Genomic DNA, 20,579 nt, shown 5'->3' with positions numbered 1-20,579 from the left:
AGCCACACCACTCCGAGCAGCAGGGAAACCGCCCGGCGCGTGGGGCGCACAGAGGGCGGGTTCAGGCCGCGCGCGACCCGGGCGGAGTATGAGAAGGGTCACGTACGGGCGGAGTCCCGCTCGCCTGTCCGTACGGCTCAGGTGGCGTCCGCGTCGTAGGGCGGGCGCTCCTCGCGGGGGTTCTCGGGCTTCTTCGTCATGTCGATGGCGGCGCCGGAGGAACCCGCGGAGGACGACGACGAAGAGGAGGACGAGGATTCCGCGTCACGGCCGTGGACGGCGTCGGCGACCTCGGCCATTTCCTTCTTCATGTCGAAGCCGTTGCGGATCTCCTTGATCCCCAGTTCATCGTTGTCCAGCTGCTTGCGGATGAACGTCTTGGGGTTGAGGTCCTCGAAGTCGAAGTCCTTGAACTCCGGGCCGAGCTCCGACCGGATGTCCTGCTTGGCGCTCTCCGAGAACTCGCGGATCTTGCGAATCGTCCGCGTGACGTCCTGAATCATCTTCGGGAGCTTGTCCGGACCGAAAACGAGCACGGCGAGGACGACGAGCGTCACCAGCTCGAGCGGTCCTATGTCATTGAACACCTGAAGCTCCTTGCGATGTCCTCGGTCCTCGGCCCTCAGTGGTCGATTGCGGGTCTTCCGTGGTCCGGGCCGGATCCACGGTACCCGGCGATCCGCTACGACCGGTACTGTCCCGAGGCTTCCGAATGCGGGTGGGCGTGCGGTTTTCCGCGTTGTTTGCCTTGTCAGGGCATGAGCGGGGCGGGCGGGCGCCGTTAGGTGTGATGTTTCTGTGAGTCTCAGGCGCCGCTCGACGAGCCGAGCGTCAGCGAGATCCTTACCTTCTTGCCGCCGCGCTCCAGGGTCAGTTCCAACCGGTCTCCGGGCCGGTGGGCGCGGGTCCGGACGATGAGTTCCTCGCCCGAGTGGACGCGCTGGCCGTCGACCTCGGTGATGACGTCGCCCGGCCTGATGCCGGCCTTGTCGCCGGGGCCGCCCCCGGTGACCGCGGAGCCGCCGTCGCTGCTCTTGGTGCCGACGCGGGCTCCGTCGCCGGTGTAGTCCATGTCGAGGGTGACGCCGATGACCGGGTGGGTCGCCCGGCCGGTGTTGATCAGTTCCTCGGCGACGCGCTTGGCCTGGTTGACCGGGATGGCGAAGCCGAGGCCGATGGAGCCGGCCTGGCCGCCGTCGAGGTCGGACCCGCTGTCGGCGGAACGGATCGCGGAGTTGATGCCGACCACCCGGGCCTGGGCGTCGAGGAGCGGGCCGCCGGAGTTGCCGGGGTTGATGGGCGCGTCGGTCTGCAACGCGTCCACATACGACACATCACTCGCGTCGCCGCTCTCGCCGCCGGCCGTGATGGGCCGTTCCTTGGCGCTGATGATGCCGGAGGTGACGGTGCCCGCCAGGTCGAACGGGGCGCCGATGGCGACGACCGGGTCGCCGACCTGGACGTTGTCGGAGTTGCCGAGCGGCAGGGGTTCGAGGCCGCTGACGTCGGTGACCCTGACGACGGCGAGGTCGTAGCCGCTGTCGCGGCCGACGACGGTGGCCTTGGCGGTGTCCCCGCTGTGGAAGGTCACCGATATCTCGCCCTCGTCGCCCGCGGGTTCGACCACGTGGTTGTTGGTGAGGATGTGACCGCGGTCGTCGAGCACGAACCCGGTCCCGGTGCCCTGCTCGTCGCTGCCGCTCACATGCAGGGTCACCACGCTCGGCAGGGCCCGGGCGGCGATCCCGGCGACGCTGTCCGGCGCCCGCCCGGTGGGCTCGGCCGCGGCCTGCGGCAGCTCCACGTCCCCCACTCCACCGTTGCGCTCGAAATACGCCCCCACGACGCCGCCGACGCCTCCGGACACGAGCGCGAGCAGCAGGACGCCCACGAGGACGGCCTTCCTCCCCCGCTTGCGCCGCTGCTCGTCGGTGACGACCGCGGCGCCGTTCTGCTGGAAGGGGCCGGCAGGGTGGACCTCGCGGGACCAGGGGTCGTAGTTCTGCCAGGGGTTGCCGGGAGGCGGGGCGTCGGCGTAGGCGGGGGCCGGCACGGCCTGAGCGGGGACGTCGGCTGCCTGCGCCGCCGGGGCGGGACCGGGGGTGGGAGCGGGGTCGGGAGTGGCGCTGGGGGTGGCAGGGGCCGTCGGGACCACCGGGGGCGCCGCCTGCGCGGGGATGCCGGGGGCCGGCACGAGCTGGGCGGGGACGACGGCTGCCTGCGCCGCCGGGGCGGGACCGGAGGTGGGGGCGGGACCGGGAGAGGCGGCGGGACCGGGAGTGGCGCTCGGGGTGGCACGGGCCGACGGCTCGGCTGCCGGGACCACCGGGGGCGCCGCCTGCGCGGGGATGCCGGGGGCCGGGCTCGGCACGGGGGCGGGGGCCGGGGCCGGGGTTGGCGACGGCTCGGGCGCTGCGGGCGTGGCCGCGGGCAGGCCGTGCGTCGGTGAGGGCGGCGGCGGTACGGCCGTCCCGTGCGCCGGCGTCGTCGCCGGGTGCTGGACCGGCGGAGCAGGGGCCCAGGGGCCGGGCTCGCCGTAGGGCGGGGTGCTGTAGGGGTCGGGGTCGTGCAGGGGCCTGGGGCGGGCCTCGCCGGGCTCTGCGGGCGTCCGGGCGGTGTCGTCCGGCGACGGCACGGAGGCCACGGGCGCTCCGACCGGCCGCGCCAGCTCGAAGTCACCGTCAGCGGAACCCGCGTCGGCAGCGCCGCCGCTCACACCGCCGCTCGCGGCGGGCGGACGAAGCTCGAAGTCCCCCTCGGTTGAGCCCTGGTCGCCGACTGCCCCGGCCCGGGGCCGCGCCAGCTCGAAGTCACCGTCCCTGTCACCGCCAGGGCCCCGCTCACCGGTGCCTGCGGGTGCGGTGACCGGCGGCGCGTCCGAAACGTCCGGCGTGGTGTCGCTCAACTCGTCCGGCGTCGGTGCGGCCCCTTCCGCCTGGCCCGAAGGTCCGTGCGGTCGAGGCCGGTTCCACCACTTCGCCTTCGCGGGCTTCCCCTCGTTCATGCTCTGCTTCCTGCTCGCTGCTGACCGTTGCTCGAGTAGGACGTCGGCGGAAGCGGACGCAGGTGGTCCCTGGTTTCACGGCAGGCCGCCACCGGGAACGCCCCGGCGCCCGAATGCCTACTCAACTCTGCGCTGTCGCACTCGGCTTCCCTGAACGAAGCCGGGCGACCCCGTGCTACCTCCCCATCCGGCACGCGGCGTCAACGGCGGCCGCGGTGCATCGACTCCGCGCCCGGCCGACAGACACGGCACGCGGCCCACCCCGGATTCAATCAGGTTCGTGGGCCGCTGCGCAGAGGTCGGGTCAGGGGCCGGTGGCCTCAGAGGCGGAAGGGGATGAGGTCGCGTCGGGGACGGGTGCGGCGAGCAGGTCGGGGGACGCCGTGATCCCGGGGGTCTTGGACCACGCGGTCAGCGCGAGCGGCGGGTTCTCGCTGAGCGGGCGTATCAGCGGGGACATGGCGGCCGCGCCGGCCACCACGGGCGCCGTCAGGGTGTGCATGTCCTGGTCGGCGGGCTGGGCCGGCATCCCGGGCAGCAGCGGCGCCGACACCTCGGTCGGGGCCACCGGGGTGTCGGGTGTCCCCTGGCCCTGCGCGAGCAGCGGGCCGACCGCGCGGCGGCGCTGGTTCTCGGGTGTCGTCGCGGCGCCGGTGCTCTGGGTCCGCGCCGGCGTCACGTTGCTGCCGGATCCCGAGCCGCCGCGGGCCTCCGTGTCGGTCGGCGCGCTCGACGTGACGCCGCCCAGCGCGATGGCGGCCAGCGACACCGCGCCCGCCGCGACGAACGCGAACCGCATCCGGGAGGACGCGAAGCGATCGGCGTCATGACGGCCCACGGGGTGGGTGCGGAAGCCGCTGTCGGAGACGGGGAGCGTGGTGGCGTGCGCACGCGCGGGGACGTATCCGAACTCGAAGCGGTCGCTCCGCCTCACTCCGAACGCCCCGGTGGTACCCGGTCGTCCGGACAGTCCGCCCAGTCCTCCCCCGCCCAGCGGCGAGCCGCCGCCGTCCAGGTCACCTCCACCGGGGAGGCCCTGAAGGCGGGCCAGGAAACTCTCGGAGGGAGGCGGCGGGGCCGCCTCCGCGAAGACGTTCTTCAGTCGACGCTGGGCGTCGACCTCCGACTTGCACCTGGCGCAGGTCGCCAGGTGAGCCAGGACGCGCTCACGCGTCTCATGACCGAGCTCTCCGTCGACGAGGGCGGAGAGTCGGTCGCCAAGGTGCTGCTCGGCCAGGAGCCGTTCGGCGGGGTTGGGTCGAGTGCCACTCACGCGGTCGCGCCCCCTCCCCCCAGAGCGGCCACACGCGGCACGAAGGAGCGGCGCTCGGCGCGCGCCTCCGGCGAGCGGTGGGCGAGGGCCTTGCGCAGCTGCGAGCGCCCGCGGTGGATGCGGGACCGGACGGTGCCGAGCTTGACGCCCAGCGTCGCGGCGATCTCCTCGTACGACAGTCCCTCGATGTCGCACAGGACGACCGCGGCGCGGAACTCGGGCGCGAGCGTGTCGAGGGCCTGCTGGACGTCGGCGTCGAAGTGCGCGTCGTTGAAGACCTGCTGGGGCGTGGGCTCCTTGCTGGGCAGCCGCTCGGCCGCGTCATCGCCCAGCGCGTCGAAACGGATGCGCTGCTTGCGACGGACCATGTCCAGGAACAGGTTCGTGGTGATGCGGTGCAGCCAGCCCTCGAACGTGCCCGGCGTGTATGTCGACAGGGAGCGGAAGACGCGGACGAAGACTTCCTGCGTCAGGTCCTCGGCGTCGTGCTGGTTGCCGGTGAGGCGGTACGCCAGTCGGTAGACGCGGCCGCTGTGCGTGCTGACGATCTCCTCCCAGGTGGGCGGAGTCCACGCCTGCCCGTCCGCGTCGGTGGAGAAGGTCGCGGTCTGGGCGTAGTCGCCGGCGTGGCTGTGGTCAGCGGTGTTGTTCACGGATTTCGGCCTGCCCGCCGATCCGAGGAAGCGCCGCAGCACTCCTCCCCGATCCACAGGCGCAGCCGCACCTCCCCTATCGGCTCTGGTGGTGTCCAGCGGAGCCCCTACCATAGCCACCTCGCCCGTTAGCTCCGGATAAGCGGTTTTACGAGAATTTGATCTGGGCTGACACGGCTGATGCGCCTGCGTCAGCAGTTGCTCGCGGCCCCGCTCGGCATCGTGATCCAACTGTGTCCCCCCGCTCGTCTTCCCACCCCTCTAAACGCGCGGTCCCATCTGCGGGTTCCCGCCCGCAACGGATACAGTCACGCCCAGGCAACCACGGGGACAGGAGAGGGTCATTACCGGCAACCGGCAGACGAGCTGGGCGTTCGCCGACGCCTACGTCGCCGAGGACGACGTCCTGCGCTGGGCCCGCGACCGGGCCCGTGAGGCGGGACTGCGCTCGGTCTCGCCCGGCACGGGCGCCGCGCTGCGTTTGCTGGCCGCCTCGGTGGACGCGAAGGCGGTGGCGGAGATCGGTACCGGCACCGGCGTCTCCGGCATCCACCTCCTGCACGGCATGCGCCCCGACGGCGTCCTGACCACGGTCGACCCCGAACCCGAACACCAGCAGTTCGCCCGCCAGGCCTTCCGTGCCTCCGGCTTCGCCAGCAACCGCGCCCGCTTCATCCCGGGCCGCGCCCTCGACGTGCTGCCCCGCCTCGCGGATGCCGGCTACGACCTCGTCTTCTGTGACGGCGACCGGCTCGAATTCCTCGACTATCTCGCTGAATCGTTGCGCCTGCTGCGGCCTGGTGGCCTCGTCGTGTTCGAGGGCGTCTTCGCCAACGGTCGCACGGTGGACTCGGGTCCCCAGCCCACCGAGGTCATACGGATCCGGGAACTGCTGCGCGCGGTGCGCGAGAGCCAGGAACTGGTGCCGTCGTTGCTGCCGGTCGGTGACGGTCTGCTGTGCGCGGTCAAGCGGTAGACGCCGACATCCTGCCGACCGTACGCCACGCACGACCCTCCGTACGCCACCCGCACACCGGAGAAACAGCGACCCCGGCACCACCTGGGATGCCGGGGCCACCGAAAGGGTATGGTCGCTGCCGCGTCAGCCGACGACCTTCTTGAGGGCATCGCCGAGCGCGTCGGCCTCGTCAGGGGTCAGCTCGACGACGAGCCGACCGCCGCCTTCGAGCGGAACGCGCATGACGATGCCCCGCCCCTCCTTGGTCACCTCGAGCGGGCCATCGCCCGTCCGCGGCTTCATGGCCGCCATGCTCGTTCCCCTTCCTGAAACCAGCTCATCGTCAAAGCCGACGGCCCCATGGGAGGGCACGTGTGTCTGGCATGAGACACGCGACACCGGCATCGAACACATTGCTTCCAGGCCATTATCCCGCATCTCAGGACCCGATGACCAACATCAGTCGGCATCGCTTGGGCAACGCGCGCGAGCAAAACCACTCAATTCGGCGATGTGGCTGCGATACTGCGCCGCCGCACTCGCTTCCGCCGAACGGAAGCGGACTGTAATTCTTTGACGCAGGTCACACGTCCGGTCAGACCCGTGGTCGATGATCTCCGCCATGCTGTCCTTCAGACAGGGGCTTACCGACGAGTAGCCCCGTGCCACGACACCGGAGGGGATACGCCATGGCCGACACCGTGCTCTACGAGGTGAGTGACGGACTCGCGACGATCACGCTGAACCGCCCCGAGGCGATGAACGCGCTGAACGTCGAGACCAAGGTCGCCCTGCGGGACGCGGTCCGAGCCGCGGCGGACGACGACGCCGTACGGGCCGTGCTGCTGACCGCGGCCGGGGAGCGGGCGTTCTGCGTGGGGCAGGACCTGAAGGAGCACATCGGGCTGCTGATCTCCGACCGGGAGACGGGGTCGCGGAAGACGATGAGCACGGTGCGCGAGCACTACAACCCGATCACGCGGGCGCTGGCCGGGATGCGCAAGCCCGTGGTGGCCGGCGTGAACGGCGTCGCCGCCGGGGCGGGCTTCGGGTTCGCGCTGGCCGCGGACTATCGGGTGGTGGCCGACACCGCCGCCTTCAACACCTCGTTCGCGGGGGTCGCGCTGACCGCCGACTCCGGCATCTCGTGGACGCTGCCACGGGTCATCGGCCCGGGCCGCGCCGCTGACCTGCTGCTCTTCCCGCGGAACATCAAGGCGCAGGAGGCGTACGAGCTCGGTATCGCGAACCGTCTCGTGCCCTCGGCCGAGCTGCGCGAGGAGGCCGAGAAGGTGGCGCGGGCGCTGGCCGAGGGGCCGACGGTGGCGTACGGGGCGATCAAGGAGGCGATGGCGTTCGGGCTGTCGCACTCGCTCGAGGAGACGCTGGAGAAGGAGGACGAGCTGCAGACGCGGGCCGGCTCGTCCGAGGATCACGCGATCGCCGTGCAGGCATTCGTCAGCAAGGAGAAGCCGAAGTATCTGGGCCGCTGAGCTCGGGACTACTTCGCCGTCGGGGGCCGCGGGTTCGTCGTGGTTCAGCGCGCCCCCGCGGCGGAGCCGCGTCTCGGCACAGCCCCCGCCCCTGAAGGGCGCCTCGCGCCACGCAGGTCTCCAGGTGATCGTCGACCAGGCCGCACGCCTGCATCAGGGCGTATGCCGTCGTCGGGCCCACGAAGCGCAAGCCCCTCTTCTTCAGGGCCTTGGACAGGGCCGTCGACTCCGGGGTGACCGCGGGGACGTCGGCCAGGGTCTTCGGCACCGGGCGGGTGGCCGGATCAGGGGCGTGGGACCAGATCAGTGCGTCCAGGTCGCCCGGCGTCCAGTCGGCCAGCGCGCGGGCGTTCGCGAGCGTCGCGTCGATCTTCGCCCGGTTGCGGATGATGCCCGCGTCCGCGAGCAGGCGGTCCCTGTCGGTGTCCGTGAAGGTCGCGACCTCGGCGATCTCGAAGGCCGCGAAGGCGGCGCGGAAGCCCTCGCGGCGGCGCAGGATCGTGATCCAGGACAGGCCCGACTGGAAGGCCTCCAGGCTGAGGCGTTCGAACAGGGCGTCGTCGCCGTGGACCGGGCGGCCCCACTCCTCGTCGTGGTACGTGACGTAGTCCGGGGTGGACAGGGCCCACGGGCAGCGCAGGGCGCCGTCCGGTCCGGCGAGGGCCATGCCGTCGCTCACTGCTGGTCCTCCTGGGCGGGTTTGTCCATCGACACATGGCCGCCGGAGGTCTGCGCCCCGGCCAGCGCGGACTCCAGGTCGGCGATACGGGCGTCGCGCTCGGCGAGTTCGGCGCCGAGGCGGCTGAGGGCGTCATCGACGTCGGACATGCGGTAGCCGCGGGCGGCCAGCGGGAAGCGGAGGCTGTCGATGTCCGTGCGGTCGACCGGGCGGTCCAGCGGCAGCAGGTCCTGGAGGCGCTCGGGCGCGGCCTCCGGCAGCGGCCCGTCGCCCTCGCCACCGCCCACCACGGCGAGGGTCACCGCGGCGACCACGACGGCCAGCGCGACGACCAGGAACAAGAACATAACCATCGCGGTGGCCCCCACGGTCGATGAATGCGAGCGGTCGAATCTGTCAGGGTCCGATCGTGCCATGCGACTCTGACAGTTAGGGTCGCAGGCGGCTGAAAGGCCAGGACGTGCCAGGACATACAGGGAGAGGTCACAGGGGATGCTCAGGCTGGGCAGGCGTGAGTTCGACACGCACGAGCCGGTGATCATGGCGATCGTGAACCGGACCCCGGACTCCTTCTACGACCAAGGGGCGACGTTCCGGGACGAGCCGGCCCTCGCGCGCGTGGAGCAGGCGGTGGCGGAGGGCGCGGCCATCATCGACATCGGCGGGGTGAAGGCCGGTCCGGGAGAAGAGGTGTCCGCCGAGGAGGAGGCGCGGCGCACGGTCGGGTTCGTGGCCGAGGTGCGGCGGCGCTTCCCGGAGGTCGTGATCAGCGTGGACACCTGGCGGGCCGAGGTCGGCGCGGCGGTGTGCGAGGCGGGGGCGGATCTGCTGAACGACGCCTGGGGCGGGGTGGATCCCGGACTCGCGGAGGTCGCCGCGCGGTACGGCGTGGGGTTGGTCTGTACGCATGCCGGGGGCGCGGAGCCTCGGACCCGGCCGCACCGGGTGACGTACGACGACGTCATGGCCGACATTCTGCGGGTGACCGTGGGGCTGGCGGAGCGCGCGCTGGAGCTGGGGGTGCCACGGGAGGCGATCCTGATCGATCCCGGGCACGACTTCGGGAAGAACACGCGGCACAGCCTTGAGGCGACGCGGCGGTTGGACGAGATGGTGTCGACGGGGTGGCCGGTGCTGGTGTCGCTGTCCAACAAGGACTTCGTCGGGGAGACGCTGGACAGGCCCGTCAAGGAGCGGGTGGTGGGGACGCTGGCCACGACCGCGGTGTCGGCGTGGCTGGGGGCGCAGGTGTACCGGGTGCACGAGGTGGCGGAGACGCGGCAGGTGCTGGAGATGGTGGCGTCGATCGCGGGGCGTCGGGCTCCGGCGGTGGCGCGGCGGGGGCTGGCGTAGGCGTCTCCCCGCCCGCGCCGCCCCTGCCCGTCCCGTCCCTTGAGGGCGCTAGCGCCCCGCCTCCTTCGACACCAACGCCACCGCCTCCTCCACCTCGTCCGTGACGTGGAAGAGGAGTAGGTCCTTCTCGGAGGCCTTGCCCTGGGCGATCAGGGTGTTCTTGAGCCAGTCGACCAGGCCGCCCCAGTACTCGCTGCCGAAGAGGACGATCGGGAAGCGGGTGACCTTCTGGGTCTGGACGAGGGTGAGGGCCTCGAAGAGTTCGTCGAGGGTGCCGAGGCCGCCGGGGAGGACCACGAAGCCCTGGGCGTACTTGACGAACATCATCTTGCGGACGAAGAAGTACCGGAAGTTCAGGCCGATGTCGACGTAGGGGTTGAGGCCCTGCTCGAACGGCAGCTCGATGCCGAGGCCGACCGAGACGCCGCCCGCCTCGCAGGCGCCCTTGTTCGCCGCTTCCATGGCACCGGGGCCACCGCCGGTGATCACCGCGAAGCCGGCCTCGACCAGGCCGCGGCCGAGGCGGACTCCGGCGTCGTACTCGGGAGAGTCGACCGGTGTGCGGGCCGAACCGAATACGCTGATCGCCGCCGGGAGTTCGGCGAGGGTACCGAAGCCCTCGATGAACTCCGACTGGATGCGCAGGACCCGCCAGGGATCGGTGTGCACCCAGTCCGAGGGCCCGCCCGCGTCCAGCAGTCGCTGGTCGGTCGTACTCGCCGTCACCTGGTCCCGCCTCCGCAGAACCGGTCCCAGACGCTGCTCCGACGGTGGCTGCTTCTTCCCCTCGGGGTTACCGGTAGCCATGTGCGCTCCCTCCGCTGCGGGGCCTGCGAGTGCAGGTCGTTCCACCTCAGCGTAGATCCACGCGGGTTACGGACGGGGGACGTGAGCATGACCGCCGTGAAGCGGTGTCCCGCCCGCCCCCGCCCGCGCGGCTACGCCGTGAGCCACGCCCGCAGCCGCTCCTCGCCCGCGAGGATCTTCGCCGTCTCGACACGCTCGTCCCGCTTGTGCGCCAAGTGCGGGTTGCCGGGGCCGTAGTTGACCGCGGGGATGCCCAGGGACGAGAAGCGGGAGACGTCCGTCCAGCCGTACTTGGGGCGCGCGGTGCCCCCGACCGCCGCCATGAACGCCGCGGCCGCCGGGTGGGACAGGCCCGGCAGCGCGCCGCCACTGTGGTCGTCCACCACGAACTCCTCGACCCCGCAGTCGGCGAAGACCTCGTGGACGTGCGCGATGGCCTCCTCCTCGGTGCGGTCCGGCGCGTAGCGGAAGTTGACGGTCACCACGCACTCGTCGGGGATGACGTTGCCGGCCACACCGCCCTTGATGCCGACCGCGTTCAGGCCCTCGCGGTACTCCAGGCCGTCGATCACCGGGTAGCGCGGTTCGTACGAGGCGAGGCGCGCCAGGATCGGGGCCGCGGCGTGGATCGCGTTCGAGCCCATCCAGCCGCGCGCGGAGTGGGCGCGCTCGCCCTTGGTCCTCAGGAGCACCCGGAGCGTGCCCTGGCAGCCGCCCTCGACCTCGCCGTCCGACGGCTCCAGGAGCACCGCGAAGTCGCCCTCCAGCCACTCGGGGCGGGCCTCGGAGATGTGCTTGAGGCCGTTGAGGTCCGCGGTCACCTCCTCGTTGTCGTAGAACACGAAGGTCAGGTCGCGGTTGGGGGCCGGGACCGTGGCGGCGATGCGCAGCTGGACCGCGACGCCCGACTTCATGTCGCAGGTGCCGCAGCCCCACAGGACGCCGTCCTCGTCCAGCCTCGACGGGACGTTGTCCGCGATCGGCACCGTGTCGATGTGGCCGGCGAGGATCACCCGCTCCGGGCGCCCCAGGTTCGTACGGGCCACGACGTTGTTGCCGTACCGGTCGACCGTCAGATGCGGCAGGGCGCGCAGGGCGGTCTCGATCGCGTCCGCGAGAGGCTGCTCGGTACCGCTGACGGAGGGGAAGTCGACGAGCTGCGCGGTGAGCTTCGCGGCGTCCAGCGTGAGGTCAAGGGAGGTGTCGGCCATGGATGCGACCCTAACGCGCCTGGCGGTGGGCCCACTTTTCCCACTGGGCCCATACCGCTCAGTAACCTCGGCTACCTTGTAGGCGTGCCAGAGCCGTCACCCTCCTCCAAACGCCGTGGCCGCATCTTCCGTCGCGGGGCGGCCTTCATGGTCCTGCTCGCCGTCGCGGGGTATCTCGCGGTGCAGTACGTCACCGGCGGCACCGGCACGCCGGGCTGCGAGGTCGTCTCGGACAAGGGCGACGGGACGCGGTACGAGTTCACGCCGGAGCAGGCGGTGAACGCGGCGACCATCGCCGCCGTCGGCACCGGGCGCGGTCTGCCCGAGCGGGCCGTGACGATCGCGCTCGCCACCGCGCTCCAGGAGTCGGCGCTGCGCAACATCACCCACGGCGACCGCGACTCGCTGGGCCTGTTCCAGCAGCGGCCCTCGCAGGGCTGGGGCACCGAGAAGCAGATCCAGGACCCGATCTACTCGGCCGGCATCTTCTACGAGCACCTGGTCAAGGTCCGCGGCTATGCGCAGCTCCCGCTCACCGTCGCCGCGCAGCGCGTGCAGCGCAGCGGCTATCCGGAGGCGTACGCCAAGCACGAGCCGGACGCGACGCTGCTGGCCGCCGCCCTCACCGGGCGCTCGGCGGCCACGCTGACCTGCGAGGGGCGCCCGGCGACCACCGCGCGCGCCTCGGGTCCGGACGCCGTACGGGCCGCGCTCGTACGGGACTTCGGGCAGGACGCGCTTCAGTCGGCCGGGGCCGAGGTGGGCGCCCGGAAGGCCACGCCCACGCCCGCTCCTTCCGTGATCGAGCGCGACGGGCGGACCGTCCTGCTGCCGGTGACCGGCGCCTCCGGCGGGCGCGGTGTCCGCGAGCGCGGCTGGCAGCTGGCCCACTGGGCCGTGGCCAACGCCTCCGACCTGCACATCAAGCGGGTGTCGTTCGCGGGGCGGGAGTGGACCGCCGGGAACACCGACAGCCGGTGGCGGACGGTCACGGCGTCGGGTGCCGCGGGGGCGGAGAGCGCTCTGGGGTCGGTCCGGATCGTGACGACCCACTAGGACGCCAGGGCGGTACGCGCAGGCGTTCGGCGGCTCACTCCCGAGGATTACCCGAGGTGTCGGCCGGCATTGGTGTGGGCAGGTTTCCGCGCGGTCACCCCGACATCCGCCAAAGCCCTTGGGAATCAAGGGCTGTAAGGATTCCGCAGGCTTTCGGGCGAGGATCTTTTTGCCCGTATTTATCCGCAGGCGATAATGCGACGCATTGCCAACTCTTTACGTTGCGGCGCCGCAACCTTCGCGGGCTTCGAGCGGTAGTCACTGCGTCCGAGCCCGGAGATCAACAGCCAGTCGGTCAACTGCCGGGTGCGGTCGGACACTTCATCGTTCTCATCCGACATACCCGTCGAAGGAGCATCATGTCCCTCCCCCTGACCCGCCGGATCGCCCGTGCTGCGCTGATCGTCGCTGCGGGAGCGGCTGCCGGGGTCGGTGCGGCCGGCTCCGCCAGCGCGGCCCCCGAACTGCCCGACGCCTCCAAGGTCGGCGGGCTGACCGCCCTGGACGGCGCGAGCGTCGTCGACGGCGCGGCCACGAACGCCACCGGGCTCGCGGGTGGTGCCGTCGACACCGCGGTCGACGGTGCGCTGCCGACCGCGGCCAAGGCCGGCGACAAGGTGACCAAGACCGGTGGCAAGGCCGCGAAGAAGGCCGTGCCGACCGCGACCAAGGCCGGCGGCAAGGTCGCGAAGAAGGCGACGCCCGCGGCTCAGCAGACCGCTGGTGGCGTGGCCGGGTCGGTCGGGACCGTCCTCGGCGAGGCGGCCGGTACGGCCACGCAGGGCGGCGTGCCGGCGACCGGCTCGCTGCCGGTGCAGGGGCTTCCCCTCAGCTGACGGTCGGCCCGCGACCGGCTTGAGCCGGCGGGGTTCAGGGAGTTCCCTGAACCCCGCCGGCTTCTTTGTGCGCGCCTGGGGAACGACTGCCCCAGCGGTTCACGACAGGCGCCGCACCGCCGCCCTCACCCGCTCGTCCGTCGCCGTGAACGCCACGCGTACGTGCTGGGCGCCCGCCTCGCCGTAGAAGTCGCCCGGGGCGACCAGGATGCCGAGGTCGGCCAGGGCGGCGACGGTGGTCCAGCAGGACTCGTCCTTCGTGGCCCAGAGGTAGAGGCTGGCCTCGCTGTGCTCGATACGGAAGCCGTGGCCTTCCAGGGCCTCGCGCAGGGCCTCGCGGCGGGCGGCGTAGCGGTCGCGCTGGACGCGGACGTGCTCGTCGTCGCCCAGGGCCGCGATGACCGCCGCCTGGGTCGGCGCCGACGTCATCATGCCGCCGTGCTTGCGGATCTGGAGCAGGGGGCCGAGGACGGCCGGGTCGCCGGCCAGGAACGCGGCGCGGTAGCCCGCCAGGTTGGAGCGCTTGGAGAGGCTGTGGACGGCGACGATGCCCTCGTACGAGCCGCCGTTCACGTCCGGGTGCAGGACCGAGACCGGGTCGGCGTCCCAGCCCAGCTCCAGGTAGCACTCGTCGGAGAAGAGCAGGATGCCGTGCGAGCGGGCCCAGGCCACGACGCGGGTGAGTTCCGCCTTCGACAGGACCTTGCCGGTGGGGTTGGACGGCGAGTTCAGCCAGAGGAGCTTCAGGCCCCGCGGGTCGAGCTCCGTCGGGTCGTCGTACACCTCGTGGTCGGCGCGGGCCAGACGCGCGCCCACCTCGTAGGTCGGGTACGCCAGCCGCGGGTACGCCACCCTGTCGCCGGGGCCGAGGCCCAGCTGGGTGGGGAGCCAGGCGACCAGTTCCTTGGAGCCGACGATGGGCAGGACGTGCCGGTGGGTGACCTCGCGGGCGCCCAGGCGGCGCTCCACCCATCCCGTGATCGCGTCACGCAGCGCCGGGGTGCCCCAGACCGTGGGATAGCCCGGGGAGTCCGCGGCGTCGATCAGGGCCTTCTGGATCAGCTCGGGTACCGGGTCGACCGGCGTGCCGACGGACAGGTCGACGATGCCGTCCGGGTGCGTGGCGGCCGTCTTCTTGTACGGCTCCAGCTTGTCCCAGGGAAAGGTCGGAAGACGGTCGGAGACTGCGGACACGGGATCTGGCTCACTTTCTGGTACTGCCGGTACTGGCCGGACACTGCCGGATACGGCAACGCCTCGGTCCCGTACGGCGATCAAGGGTGATCGAGCCGTACGGGACCGAGGCGGCGCGCGTGCGGGCCGCTCTTACTGGTTCTGCGGCGGCAGCGCGGCGACGAAGGGGTGGTCGCGCTCGATCAGACCCAGCTTGCTGGCGCCGCCGGGGGAGCCGAGCTCGTCGAAGAACTCGACGTTCGCCTTGTAGTAGTCCTTCCACTCCTCCGGAGTGTCGTCCTCGTAGAAGATCGCCTCGACCGGGCAGACCGGCTCACAGGCACCACAGTCGACGCATTCGTCCGGGTGGATGTACAAGGACCGGGAGCCCTCGTAGATGCAGTCGACCGGGCACTCCTCGATGCACGCCTTGTCCTTGACGTCGACACAAGGCTGCGCGATGACGTAGGTCACGCTGTCGTTCCTCCTCGATAGGGCGCTGGCGGGCCTCCACAGGCTCCGCCGCCTGGCGCGCGGGAGCGCGGCGTCGTCGATGCCCGCCCCTAGTATCTCCGTTCTTGGGCATGATCCGAACAGGAGGGGTGAACTGACCTGTGGAAATCTCTGCGACGGGGCGCCTTGCGGTCCGTATCACCGCTGCTGACGTGGGTAAACGGGTCTCCGTACGCCGCCGACACGATCCTGCGACCGAGGGTGAGAAGTTCACCGACACGGTGGGTGTTCTCGCATCATGGGACGACGGTGTGCTGCTGATCACACGGAAGAGTGGCGAAACCGTCCGCATCGCGGAATCCTCGCTGGTCGCGGGCAAGGTGGTGCCCGCCGCTCCGGCCCGGCGCCGGGGGCCCTCCGCCTCGTACGGGGAACTCGCTCGGGCCGCCACGCGCGCGTGGCGGCCGGTGGAGAGCGAACGGCTCGGCGAGTGGGAGCTGCGGGCCGCCGCCGGGTTCACCCGGCGGGCCAACTCCGTGCTGCCGCTCGGCGACCCCGGGATGCCGCTGGAGGCCGCGCTCGACGTCGTACGACGCTGGTACGGCGACCGTGGGCTTCCCGCGTATGTGCAGACCGCGACCGGGGCCGAGGGCACGCAGGAGCTGCTGTGCGCGGAGCTGGAGCGGCTGGGGTGGGTGCGTGAGGTGACCGCCGAGCTGTGGGTCGGGGCGTTGGCACCGGTCGCCGACCTGGACGAGGGAGCCGGGGTGGTGCTGGGCCGGGAGGCGGACGAGGCTTGGCTTGCGCGGTACCAGCGCAAGGGGGTGAGCGAGGTGGCCCTGAAGGTGCTCGGGAGCGGGCCGTCGGTGTGGTTCGCGACGGTGCCCGGTGCGGGCGGTGGTGCGCCCGCCGCCATCGGCCGGTGTGTCGTGGACGGGCGGTGGGCCGGGTTCGCCGCCGTGGAGGTCGATCCGGCGCTGCGGCGGCAGGGGCTGGCCACCCGGGTGATGGCCGCGCTGGCCCGCCGGGCGCTCGACGAGGGCGCGTCGGCGGCGTGGCTCCAGGTCGAGGCCGAGAACGCGGGCGCGCGGGAGATGTACGCCGGGATGGGGTTCGGTGCGCATCACGCGTACCACCACTACCGATCAGTGTGAGCAGTGGTACCGATCGCCGCGAAAGGGCACTAGCCGGCTATGCGTCCCCCCTACCCCCCACCGCCCGAACGCTCCGCCGAGCTGCGGCGGCGGTTCGCCGAAGAGGCACGGTCCGAGCGGCCCGACCTGTCCGCGCTGTGTCTGCTGCTGGGCGCCGAGGCGGACGGGGCGCTGGACGAGGCGGGCATGGATTCCGTGCAGGTGGAGCTGGACGGGCTGGCCGGCCGGCTGCCGTTCCGGCCCGGCGGGCCGCGGTCGTGGGCGGTCGCCCTGCGGGAGCTGCTCGGGGAGCGGTACGGGTTTCGCGGCTCCGCCGCGGACTATCAGCGGCTGGAGTCGTCGCTGCTGCATCAGGTGCTGAGGCGGCGGCGTGGGCTGCCGATCCTGTTGTCGGTGGTGTGGATGGAGGTGGCCCGGCGGGCCGGGGCGCCGGTGTACGGGGTGGCGCTGCCCGGGCACTTCGTGGTCGGGTTCGGGCCGACCGAGGAGCAGGTGCTCGCCGATCCGTTCGACGGGGGGCGGGTGCTGGCGGGGAGCGATGCGGAGCTGCTGGTGGCGGGGGCCACCGGGGCGGCGCTGGAGCCGTCGATGCTGACGCCGGCCGATCCGCTGGATGTGGTGCTGCGGATCCTGAACAACATCCGGGCGTGGGCCGCCGCGCGGCCCGAGCGGACGGATGTGGGGCTGTGGGCGGTGGAGTTGTCGTTGCTGCTGCCTTCGCATCCGGCTCGGTTGCGGGTCGAGCGGGCGCGGTTGCTCGTCCAGCGCGGTGACTTCGTCGATGGGGCCGTGGGGTTGGAGGAGTACGCGGAGTTGATCAGTGGGGTGGATGAAGGGGCCGCGGAGCGGGTGCGGGGGGAGGCTCGGGCGGCTCGGGCGATGTTGAACTGAAGGTCCGCCCAGGCGCCGTGGGAGGTTGTGTCGTTGTGCGCCTGCGGGTGCTTCGTGGCGTGTCGCGCAGCTCCCCGCGCCCCTTACGGGGCGCTACAGCCAGCCCTTCTCCCGTGCGATCCGTACCGCCTCAGCCCTGTTTCGTACCGCCAGTTTCTGGATGGCCGTCGACAGGTAGTTGCGGACCGTTCCCTGGGAGAGGTGCAGGGCCGCTGCCAGTTCCGCGTTCGTGGAGCCGTCCTCCGCCGCTCTCAGGACCTCCCGCTCGCGGTCGGTGAGCGGGTTGGCACCCTCTGCCAGGGCCGCTGCCGCCAGAGTGGGGTCGATGACCCGCTCCCCCGCCAGTACCTTGCGTACCGCCTCGGCGAGTTGGGCCGCGGGGGCGTCCTTGACCAGGAAGGCGTCGGCGCCGGACTCCATCGCGCTGCGGAGGTAGCCGGGGCGGCCGAAGGTGGTGAGGACGACCAGCTTCACGGCCGGCAGCGCCGCGTGCAGCTGGGCCGCCGCCTCTATGCCCGTCGCGCCCGGCATCTCGATGTCCAGGAGCGCCACGTCGACGTCGTGCTCGCGGGCGGCCGGCAGGACCTCGTCGCCGCGGGCCACCTGGGCGACGACCTCGATGTCGTCCTCCAGGCCGAGCAGGGCGGCCAGGGCCTCGCGGACCATCGACTGGTCCTCGGCCAGCAGGACCTTGATCGTGGGGCTCATGGGGCGGATTCTACGGCCGGCGCGGTGGCGGTGACCGGGACCCGGGCGATCAGGCGGAAGCCGTGCCTGGTGCCGCCCGCGTCCAGGGTGCCGCCCGCCTTCTCCAGGCGTTCCGTCAGGCCCGTCAGGCCGTTGCCGGGGCCCTCGCCCTTCTCGCCCGAGCCGTTGTCCTCGACGGAGAGTTCGAGGACGGGGCCGTCGAGGGTCTGGCGGCGCAGGAGTTCGACGGTGCAGCGTCGGGCGCCGCTGTGGCGTACGACGTTGGTGATCGCCTCGCGCAGGGCCCAGGCCAGGGCCGTCTCGCTGCCTTCGGCGATGCCGGTGAGGTCCGGCTCGTCCGCGGGCAGGTCGGCGACGACTCCGGCGGCGGTCAACGCGACCTTGGCGCCCGCCAGTTCGGCGGCGAGGCGGGGGCGGCGGTAGCCGGTGACCGCCTCGCGGACGTCCACCAGGGCCTGGCGGCTGACCTGTTCGATGTCGGCGACCTGCCGGGCCGCCTTGTCGGGGTGGTCGGGGAGCATACGGCCGGCGAGTTCGCTCTTCAGCGTGATCAGGGAGAGGGAGTGGCCGAGCAGGTCGTGCAGGTCGCGGGCGAGGCGCAGTCTCTCCTCGTTGGCGGCCAGTTGGGCGACGGTGGCGCGGGCCTCGCGCAGCGCGACCGTCGTACGGACGAGTTCGCGTACGCCCGTCATGGCGAAGCCGCCCAGCAGGGCCGGGATCAGCAGACCGGCCAGGAACTCCTTGCCGCCCGGTGTCGCGAGGGCGATCAGGGTCATCAGCGCGCACGCGCTCGGGATGGTCCAGCGGGCCATGCGCAGCGGCAGGGCCGCTCCGGACGCGATCGAGACGTACACGAAGAGCACCAGCCACTCCCGGCCCAGGGTGAGGGCGAGGACCGTGGACTGGGTCGCGAGGACGCCGAGCGAGGCGAGGACGACGCTGTTGCGTTCGCCGCGGCCCGTGCGGAAGAGCAGCAGCATGTACCAGGTGACGAACGCGGCGAGGCCGATCCAGCCGAGGATCCGCACACCCGTGCTGTGGCCGCCGTGCAGCAGGTCGTTCGCGGGCGCGCTCAGGTAGACCAGCCAGATGCCGGTCCACAGGAGCTTGACGAGCCGCTGCTTGATGTTCTCCGGGCGCTGCCCGATGCCGACGCCGGTCCCGCTCACGCCTTCAGTGTGTCCTTCCGGTACAGCCAGGCCGCGCCGCCCGTGAACAGGGCGAAGGAGACGGCGAGGACGACGAGGTCCTTCGCGTGCGGGGCCTGGCTCTGCTCGATGGCCTGCCCCAGGGCAGCGTACGCGTGCGTGGGCACCCAGGCGGCGATGTCCTGGAGCCACTGCGGGAAGGTCGTCGTGGGCATCCACAGGCCGCCGAGCATGGAGAGTCCGAAGTAGACGATCATCGTGATCGGGCGCACCGCGTCCCCGGTCGCGGAGTACCCGATCGCCACCCCGAGCGCGGCGAAGACCAGGCTCCCGGCCCAGATCGCACCGGTGAGCGCGAGCCACTGCCAGGCGTCCAGGCGTACGTCCTTCACCACGGCGGCGACGACGAAGATGACGACGATGGACGGCAGGCTCACCACGGCCGCGCTCGCCGTCTTGGCCAGCACATACCCGCGGCCCGGCAGGGTCGTCAGCCGCAGCTGCCGTACCCAGCCGCTCTCGCGCTCCTTGGCTATGCGCTCGCTGTTGCCCATCAGGACGGCCGTCAGGGCGCCGAAGGAGGCCATGGAGACCATCATGTACGTCGGCAGGGTCAGGCCGGTGCCGTCGACCTTCGTCGTGCTGTCGGCGCTGCCCGCGATCAGCAGGAACAGCATGGACGGGTAGAGCACCGAGAAGAACAGGAACTTGCGGTTGCGCAGGGCGCGGGTGAGTTCCAGCCGGATCAGGCCCTTCATGACGTACGTGCCTCCTCGGCGGTGGTGATGGCGACGAAGGCCTGCTCGAGGCCGAGCCCGGCGACTTCGAGGTTGCGGGGGTAGAGGCCGAGGCCGTAGAGGGAGTGGACGGTCGCGTCGGCGTCGGCGGACTGGAGGCGGACCGTCCGGCCCGATATGTCGAGGGTCGTGAGGAAGGGCAGGGCACGCAGCGCGGCCTCGTCGACCGGGCCGTCGGCCAGGTCGAAGGAGATCCTGCGCGCGCCCGCCTTCGCCTTGATCTCGGCCGCCGTGCCGTCGGCCAGCAGCCGGCCCCGGTGCAGGACCAGCACCCGGTCGGCGATGGCGTCGGCCTCCTCCAGGTAGTGCGTGGCGAAGAGGACAGTACGGCCCTGGTCGGCCTCTTCGCGCATGGTGGCCCAGAAGGCCTGGCGGGTGGTGACGTCCATGCCGGTGGTCGGCTCGTCCAGCACGATCAGGTCGCTGTCACCGGCGGTGGCGAGGGCGAAGCGGACGCGCTGGGCCTGGCCGCCGGAGAGCTTGTCGACCTTGCGGTCGGCGATCTGTGCGATGCCCGCGCGGGCGAGGACGTCGGGGACGGGGTACGGCCGCGGATGCAGGTCGCAGGCCAGCCGCACCACCTCGGCCACCGTGACCTCGCTCATCAGCCCGCCGCTCTGGAGCATGGCCCCCACCCGCCCGGCCACGATCGCCTCGCGCGGGTCGGTGCCGAAGAGGCCGATCGTGCCGCTGTCCGGCCGCTTGAGGCCGAGCAGCAGATCGAGCGTGGTCGACTTGCCCGCCCCGTTCGGGCCCAGCAGGGCCACGGTCTCCCCCGGGTACAGCGTGAGCGTCAGGCCGTCGACGGCCCGCACATCCCCGTAGCTCTTGCTCACCTGGTCGAATACGACCGCTGTCGTTGTCATGTGCTCCAGGGTGGCCGCGCGAGCCCCGGGCCCGGCAGTGTCGGCGGTCCTGACTGCCGGATGACA

The 20,579-nt window shown here is 71.9% G+C and carries 22 protein-coding genes and 1 pseudogene; 7 read left to right on the top strand and 16 right to left on the bottom strand.

Features of this window, described 5'->3' with window-relative positions; genetic code table 11:
• Positions 1-137 precede the first annotated feature (137 nt).
• The 4 genes from ACFU95_RS02875 to sigE all read right to left on the bottom strand — a co-directional run bounded on the left by ACFU95_RS02875 (position 138) and on the right by sigE (position 4,972).
• Positions 138-587, bottom strand: a complete 450-nt coding sequence (locus tag ACFU95_RS02875; RefSeq protein ID WP_383820784.1) for a sec-independent translocase — start codon at positions 585-587, stop codon at positions 138-140.
• 218 nt (positions 588-805) lie between these two features.
• Positions 806-3,004 (bottom strand): trypsin-like peptidase domain-containing protein, encoded by a 2,199-nt coding sequence (locus tag ACFU95_RS02870; protein WP_383820781.1) that lies wholly within the window; start codon positions 3,002-3,004, stop codon positions 806-808.
• Between the two features lie 304 nt (positions 3,005-3,308).
• Positions 3,309-4,277 (bottom strand): zf-HC2 domain-containing protein, encoded by a 969-nt coding sequence (locus ACFU95_RS02865; RefSeq protein ID WP_383820779.1) that lies wholly within the window; start codon positions 4,275-4,277, stop codon positions 3,309-3,311.
• On the bottom strand, positions 4,274-4,972 hold the full coding sequence (gene sigE / locus ACFU95_RS02860) for an RNA polymerase sigma factor SigE (RefSeq protein ID WP_079055891.1): 699 nt from the start codon (positions 4,970-4,972) through the stop codon (positions 4,274-4,276). The genes ACFU95_RS02865 and sigE overlap by 4 nt, the downstream gene beginning before the upstream one ends.
• Positions 4,973-5,273: 301 nt before the next feature.
• On the opposite strand from sigE, the gene ACFU95_RS02855 reads away from it, so the two are divergent.
• Positions 5,274-5,906 (top strand): O-methyltransferase, encoded by a 633-nt coding sequence (locus ACFU95_RS02855; protein WP_217214855.1) that lies wholly within the window; start codon positions 5,274-5,276, stop codon positions 5,904-5,906.
• Positions 5,907-6,032: 126 nt separating this feature from the next.
• On the opposite strand, the gene ACFU95_RS02850 is transcribed toward ACFU95_RS02855, so the two are convergent.
• Positions 6,033-6,200 (bottom strand): DUF3117 domain-containing protein, encoded by a 168-nt coding sequence (locus ACFU95_RS02850; protein ID WP_003966491.1) that lies wholly within the window; start codon positions 6,198-6,200, stop codon positions 6,033-6,035.
• Positions 6,201-6,347: 147 nt separating this feature from the next.
• Entirely contained in the window at positions 6,348-6,512 is a 165-nt protein-coding gene (locus tag ACFU95_RS02845; RefSeq protein WP_383820777.1) for a hypothetical protein, read from the bottom strand.
• 65 nt (positions 6,513-6,577) lie between these two features.
• Here ACFU95_RS02845 and ACFU95_RS02840 point away from each other — a divergent pair, with 65 nt between their 5' ends.
• On the top strand, positions 6,578-7,381 hold the full coding sequence (locus ACFU95_RS02840) for an enoyl-CoA hydratase/isomerase family protein (RefSeq protein WP_383820775.1): 804 nt from the start codon (positions 6,578-6,580) through the stop codon (positions 7,379-7,381).
• Positions 7,382-7,478: 97 nt separating this feature from the next.
• On the opposite strand, the pseudogene ACFU95_RS02835 reads toward ACFU95_RS02840, so the two are convergent.
• Together ACFU95_RS02835 and ACFU95_RS02830 are read right to left on the bottom strand one after the other, a co-directional pair.
• Positions 7,479-8,060, bottom strand: a pseudogene (locus tag ACFU95_RS02835) (DNA-3-methyladenine glycosylase I); the annotation flags it as partial.
• Positions 8,057-8,407, bottom strand: a complete 351-nt coding sequence (locus ACFU95_RS02830; protein WP_383821396.1) for a DivIVA domain-containing protein — start codon at positions 8,405-8,407, stop codon at positions 8,057-8,059. The gene ACFU95_RS02830 and the pseudogene ACFU95_RS02835, both read right to left, overlap by 4 nt.
• 145 nt (positions 8,408-8,552) lie before the next feature.
• Between ACFU95_RS02830 and folP the strand changes: the two genes are divergently transcribed.
• Positions 8,553-9,413 (top strand): dihydropteroate synthase, encoded by an 861-nt coding sequence (gene folP, locus ACFU95_RS02825; RefSeq protein ID WP_383820772.1) that lies wholly within the window; start codon positions 8,553-8,555, stop codon positions 9,411-9,413.
• Positions 9,414-9,461: 48 nt separating this feature from the next.
• Here folP and ACFU95_RS02820 read toward each other — a convergent pair whose 3' ends face one another.
• A complete protein-coding gene (locus ACFU95_RS02820; protein WP_383820770.1) occupies positions 9,462-10,220 on the bottom strand; it encodes a TIGR00730 family Rossman fold protein in 759 nt (252 codons plus the stop codon).
• A 131-nt stretch (positions 10,221-10,351) separates the two neighbouring features.
• The gene (dapE, locus tag ACFU95_RS02815; protein ID WP_383820767.1) at positions 10,352-11,431 is read right to left on the bottom strand and encodes a succinyl-diaminopimelate desuccinylase; all 1,080 of its coding nucleotides are present in this window, start codon (positions 11,429-11,431) and stop codon (positions 10,352-10,354) included.
• Between the two features lie 84 nt (positions 11,432-11,515).
• Between dapE and ACFU95_RS02810 the strand changes: the two genes are divergently transcribed.
• Together ACFU95_RS02810 and ACFU95_RS02805 are read left to right on the top strand one after the other, a co-directional pair.
• Positions 11,516-12,487, top strand: a complete 972-nt coding sequence (locus ACFU95_RS02810) for a heavy metal transporter (protein ID WP_383820765.1) — start codon at positions 11,516-11,518, stop codon at positions 12,485-12,487.
• 359 nt (positions 12,488-12,846) lie between these two features.
• Positions 12,847-13,323 (top strand): ATP-binding protein, encoded by a 477-nt coding sequence (locus ACFU95_RS02805; RefSeq protein WP_383820762.1) that lies wholly within the window; start codon positions 12,847-12,849, stop codon positions 13,321-13,323.
• Positions 13,324-13,422: 99 nt separating this feature from the next.
• Here ACFU95_RS02805 and ACFU95_RS02800 read toward each other — a convergent pair whose 3' ends face one another.
• Together ACFU95_RS02800 and fdxA are read right to left on the bottom strand one after the other, a co-directional pair.
• A complete protein-coding gene (locus ACFU95_RS02800; RefSeq protein ID WP_383820760.1) occupies positions 13,423-14,517 on the bottom strand; it encodes a bifunctional succinyldiaminopimelate transaminase/glutamate-prephenate aminotransferase in 1,095 nt (364 codons plus the stop codon).
• Positions 14,518-14,649: 132 nt separating this feature from the next.
• The gene (fdxA, locus tag ACFU95_RS02795; RefSeq protein WP_019058397.1) at positions 14,650-14,970 is read right to left on the bottom strand and encodes a ferredoxin; all 321 of its coding nucleotides are present in this window, start codon (positions 14,968-14,970) and stop codon (positions 14,650-14,652) included.
• Positions 14,971-15,161: 191 nt separating this feature from the next.
• On the opposite strand from fdxA, the gene ACFU95_RS02790 reads away from it, so the two are divergent.
• Together ACFU95_RS02790 and ACFU95_RS02785 are read left to right on the top strand one after the other, a co-directional pair.
• On the top strand, positions 15,162-16,103 hold the full coding sequence (locus ACFU95_RS02790; protein WP_383820757.1) for a GNAT family N-acetyltransferase: 942 nt from the start codon (positions 15,162-15,164) through the stop codon (positions 16,101-16,103).
• A gap of 39 nt (positions 16,104-16,142) precedes the next feature.
• Positions 16,143-16,994 carry a transglutaminase-like domain-containing protein gene (locus ACFU95_RS02785; protein WP_383820755.1) on the top strand — a complete coding sequence of 284 codons (852 nt, stop codon included), beginning with the start codon at positions 16,143-16,145 and terminating at the stop codon, positions 16,992-16,994.
• Between the two features lie 93 nt (positions 16,995-17,087).
• On the opposite strand, the gene ACFU95_RS02780 is transcribed toward ACFU95_RS02785, so the two are convergent.
• The 4 genes from ACFU95_RS02780 to ACFU95_RS02765 are packed head-to-tail and all read right to left on the bottom strand — an operon-like array spanning position 17,088 to position 20,513.
• Positions 17,088-17,702 (bottom strand): response regulator transcription factor, encoded by a 615-nt coding sequence (locus ACFU95_RS02780; protein WP_383820753.1) that lies wholly within the window; start codon positions 17,700-17,702, stop codon positions 17,088-17,090.
• On the bottom strand, positions 17,699-18,871 hold the full coding sequence (locus tag ACFU95_RS02775; RefSeq protein WP_383820750.1) for a sensor histidine kinase: 1,173 nt from the start codon (positions 18,869-18,871) through the stop codon (positions 17,699-17,701). The genes ACFU95_RS02780 and ACFU95_RS02775 overlap by 4 nt, the downstream gene beginning before the upstream one ends.
• Complete coding sequence (locus ACFU95_RS02770) at positions 18,868-19,608, bottom strand: ABC transporter permease (protein ID WP_383820747.1); 741 nt, start codon at positions 19,606-19,608, stop codon at positions 18,868-18,870. Before ACFU95_RS02770 ends, ACFU95_RS02775 begins: the two co-directional genes overlap by 4 nt.
• Positions 19,605-20,513, bottom strand: a complete 909-nt coding sequence (locus ACFU95_RS02765) for an ABC transporter ATP-binding protein (RefSeq protein WP_383820744.1) — start codon at positions 20,511-20,513, stop codon at positions 19,605-19,607. Before ACFU95_RS02765 ends, ACFU95_RS02770 begins: the two co-directional genes overlap by 4 nt.
• Between the last annotated feature and the right edge of the window lie 66 nt (positions 20,514-20,579).

Source organism: Streptomyces sp. NPDC057623 (assembly GCF_042800355.1).
GTDB lineage: Bacteria > Actinomycetota > Actinomycetes > Streptomycetales > Streptomycetaceae > Streptomyces.
This window is presented reverse-complemented; position numbering and strand designations above follow the sequence as displayed.

Excerpts from the sequence above, each read along its gene's own strand:
- ACFU95_RS02870 (WP_383820781.1), bottom strand. The coding sequence starts at position 3,004 with ATGAACGAGGGGAAGCCCGCGAAGGCGAAGTGGTGGAACCGGCCTCGA.
- ACFU95_RS02850 (WP_003966491.1), bottom strand. The coding sequence starts at position 6,200 with ATGGCGGCCATGAAGCCGCGGACGGGCGATGGCCCGCTCGAGGTGACC.
- ACFU95_RS02845 (WP_383820777.1), bottom strand. The coding sequence starts at position 6,512 with ATGGCGGAGATCATCGACCACGGGTCTGACCGGACGTGTGACCTGCGT.
- ACFU95_RS02840 (WP_383820775.1), top strand. The coding sequence starts at position 6,578 with ATGGCCGACACCGTGCTCTACGAGGTGAGTGACGGACTCGCGACGATC.
- ACFU95_RS02830 (WP_383821396.1), bottom strand. The coding sequence starts at position 8,407 with ATGTTCTTGTTCCTGGTCGTCGCGCTGGCCGTCGTGGTCGCCGCGGTG.
- folP (WP_383820772.1), top strand. The coding sequence starts at position 8,553 with ATGCTCAGGCTGGGCAGGCGTGAGTTCGACACGCACGAGCCGGTGATC.
- ACFU95_RS02820 (WP_383820770.1), bottom strand. The coding sequence starts at position 10,220 with ATGGCTACCGGTAACCCCGAGGGGAAGAAGCAGCCACCGTCGGAGCAG.
- dapE (WP_383820767.1), bottom strand. The coding sequence starts at position 11,431 with ATGGCCGACACCTCCCTTGACCTCACGCTGGACGCCGCGAAGCTCACC.
- ACFU95_RS02805 (WP_383820762.1), top strand. The coding sequence starts at position 12,847 with ATGTCCCTCCCCCTGACCCGCCGGATCGCCCGTGCTGCGCTGATCGTC.
- ACFU95_RS02785 (WP_383820755.1), top strand. The coding sequence starts at position 16,143 with ATGCGTCCCCCCTACCCCCCACCGCCCGAACGCTCCGCCGAGCTGCGG.
- ACFU95_RS02780 (WP_383820753.1), bottom strand. The coding sequence starts at position 17,702 with ATGAGCCCCACGATCAAGGTCCTGCTGGCCGAGGACCAGTCGATGGTC.
- ACFU95_RS02770 (WP_383820747.1), bottom strand. The coding sequence starts at position 19,608 with ATGAAGGGCCTGATCCGGCTGGAACTCACCCGCGCCCTGCGCAACCGC.
- ACFU95_RS02765 (WP_383820744.1), bottom strand. The coding sequence starts at position 20,513 with ATGACAACGACAGCGGTCGTATTCGACCAGGTGAGCAAGAGCTACGGG.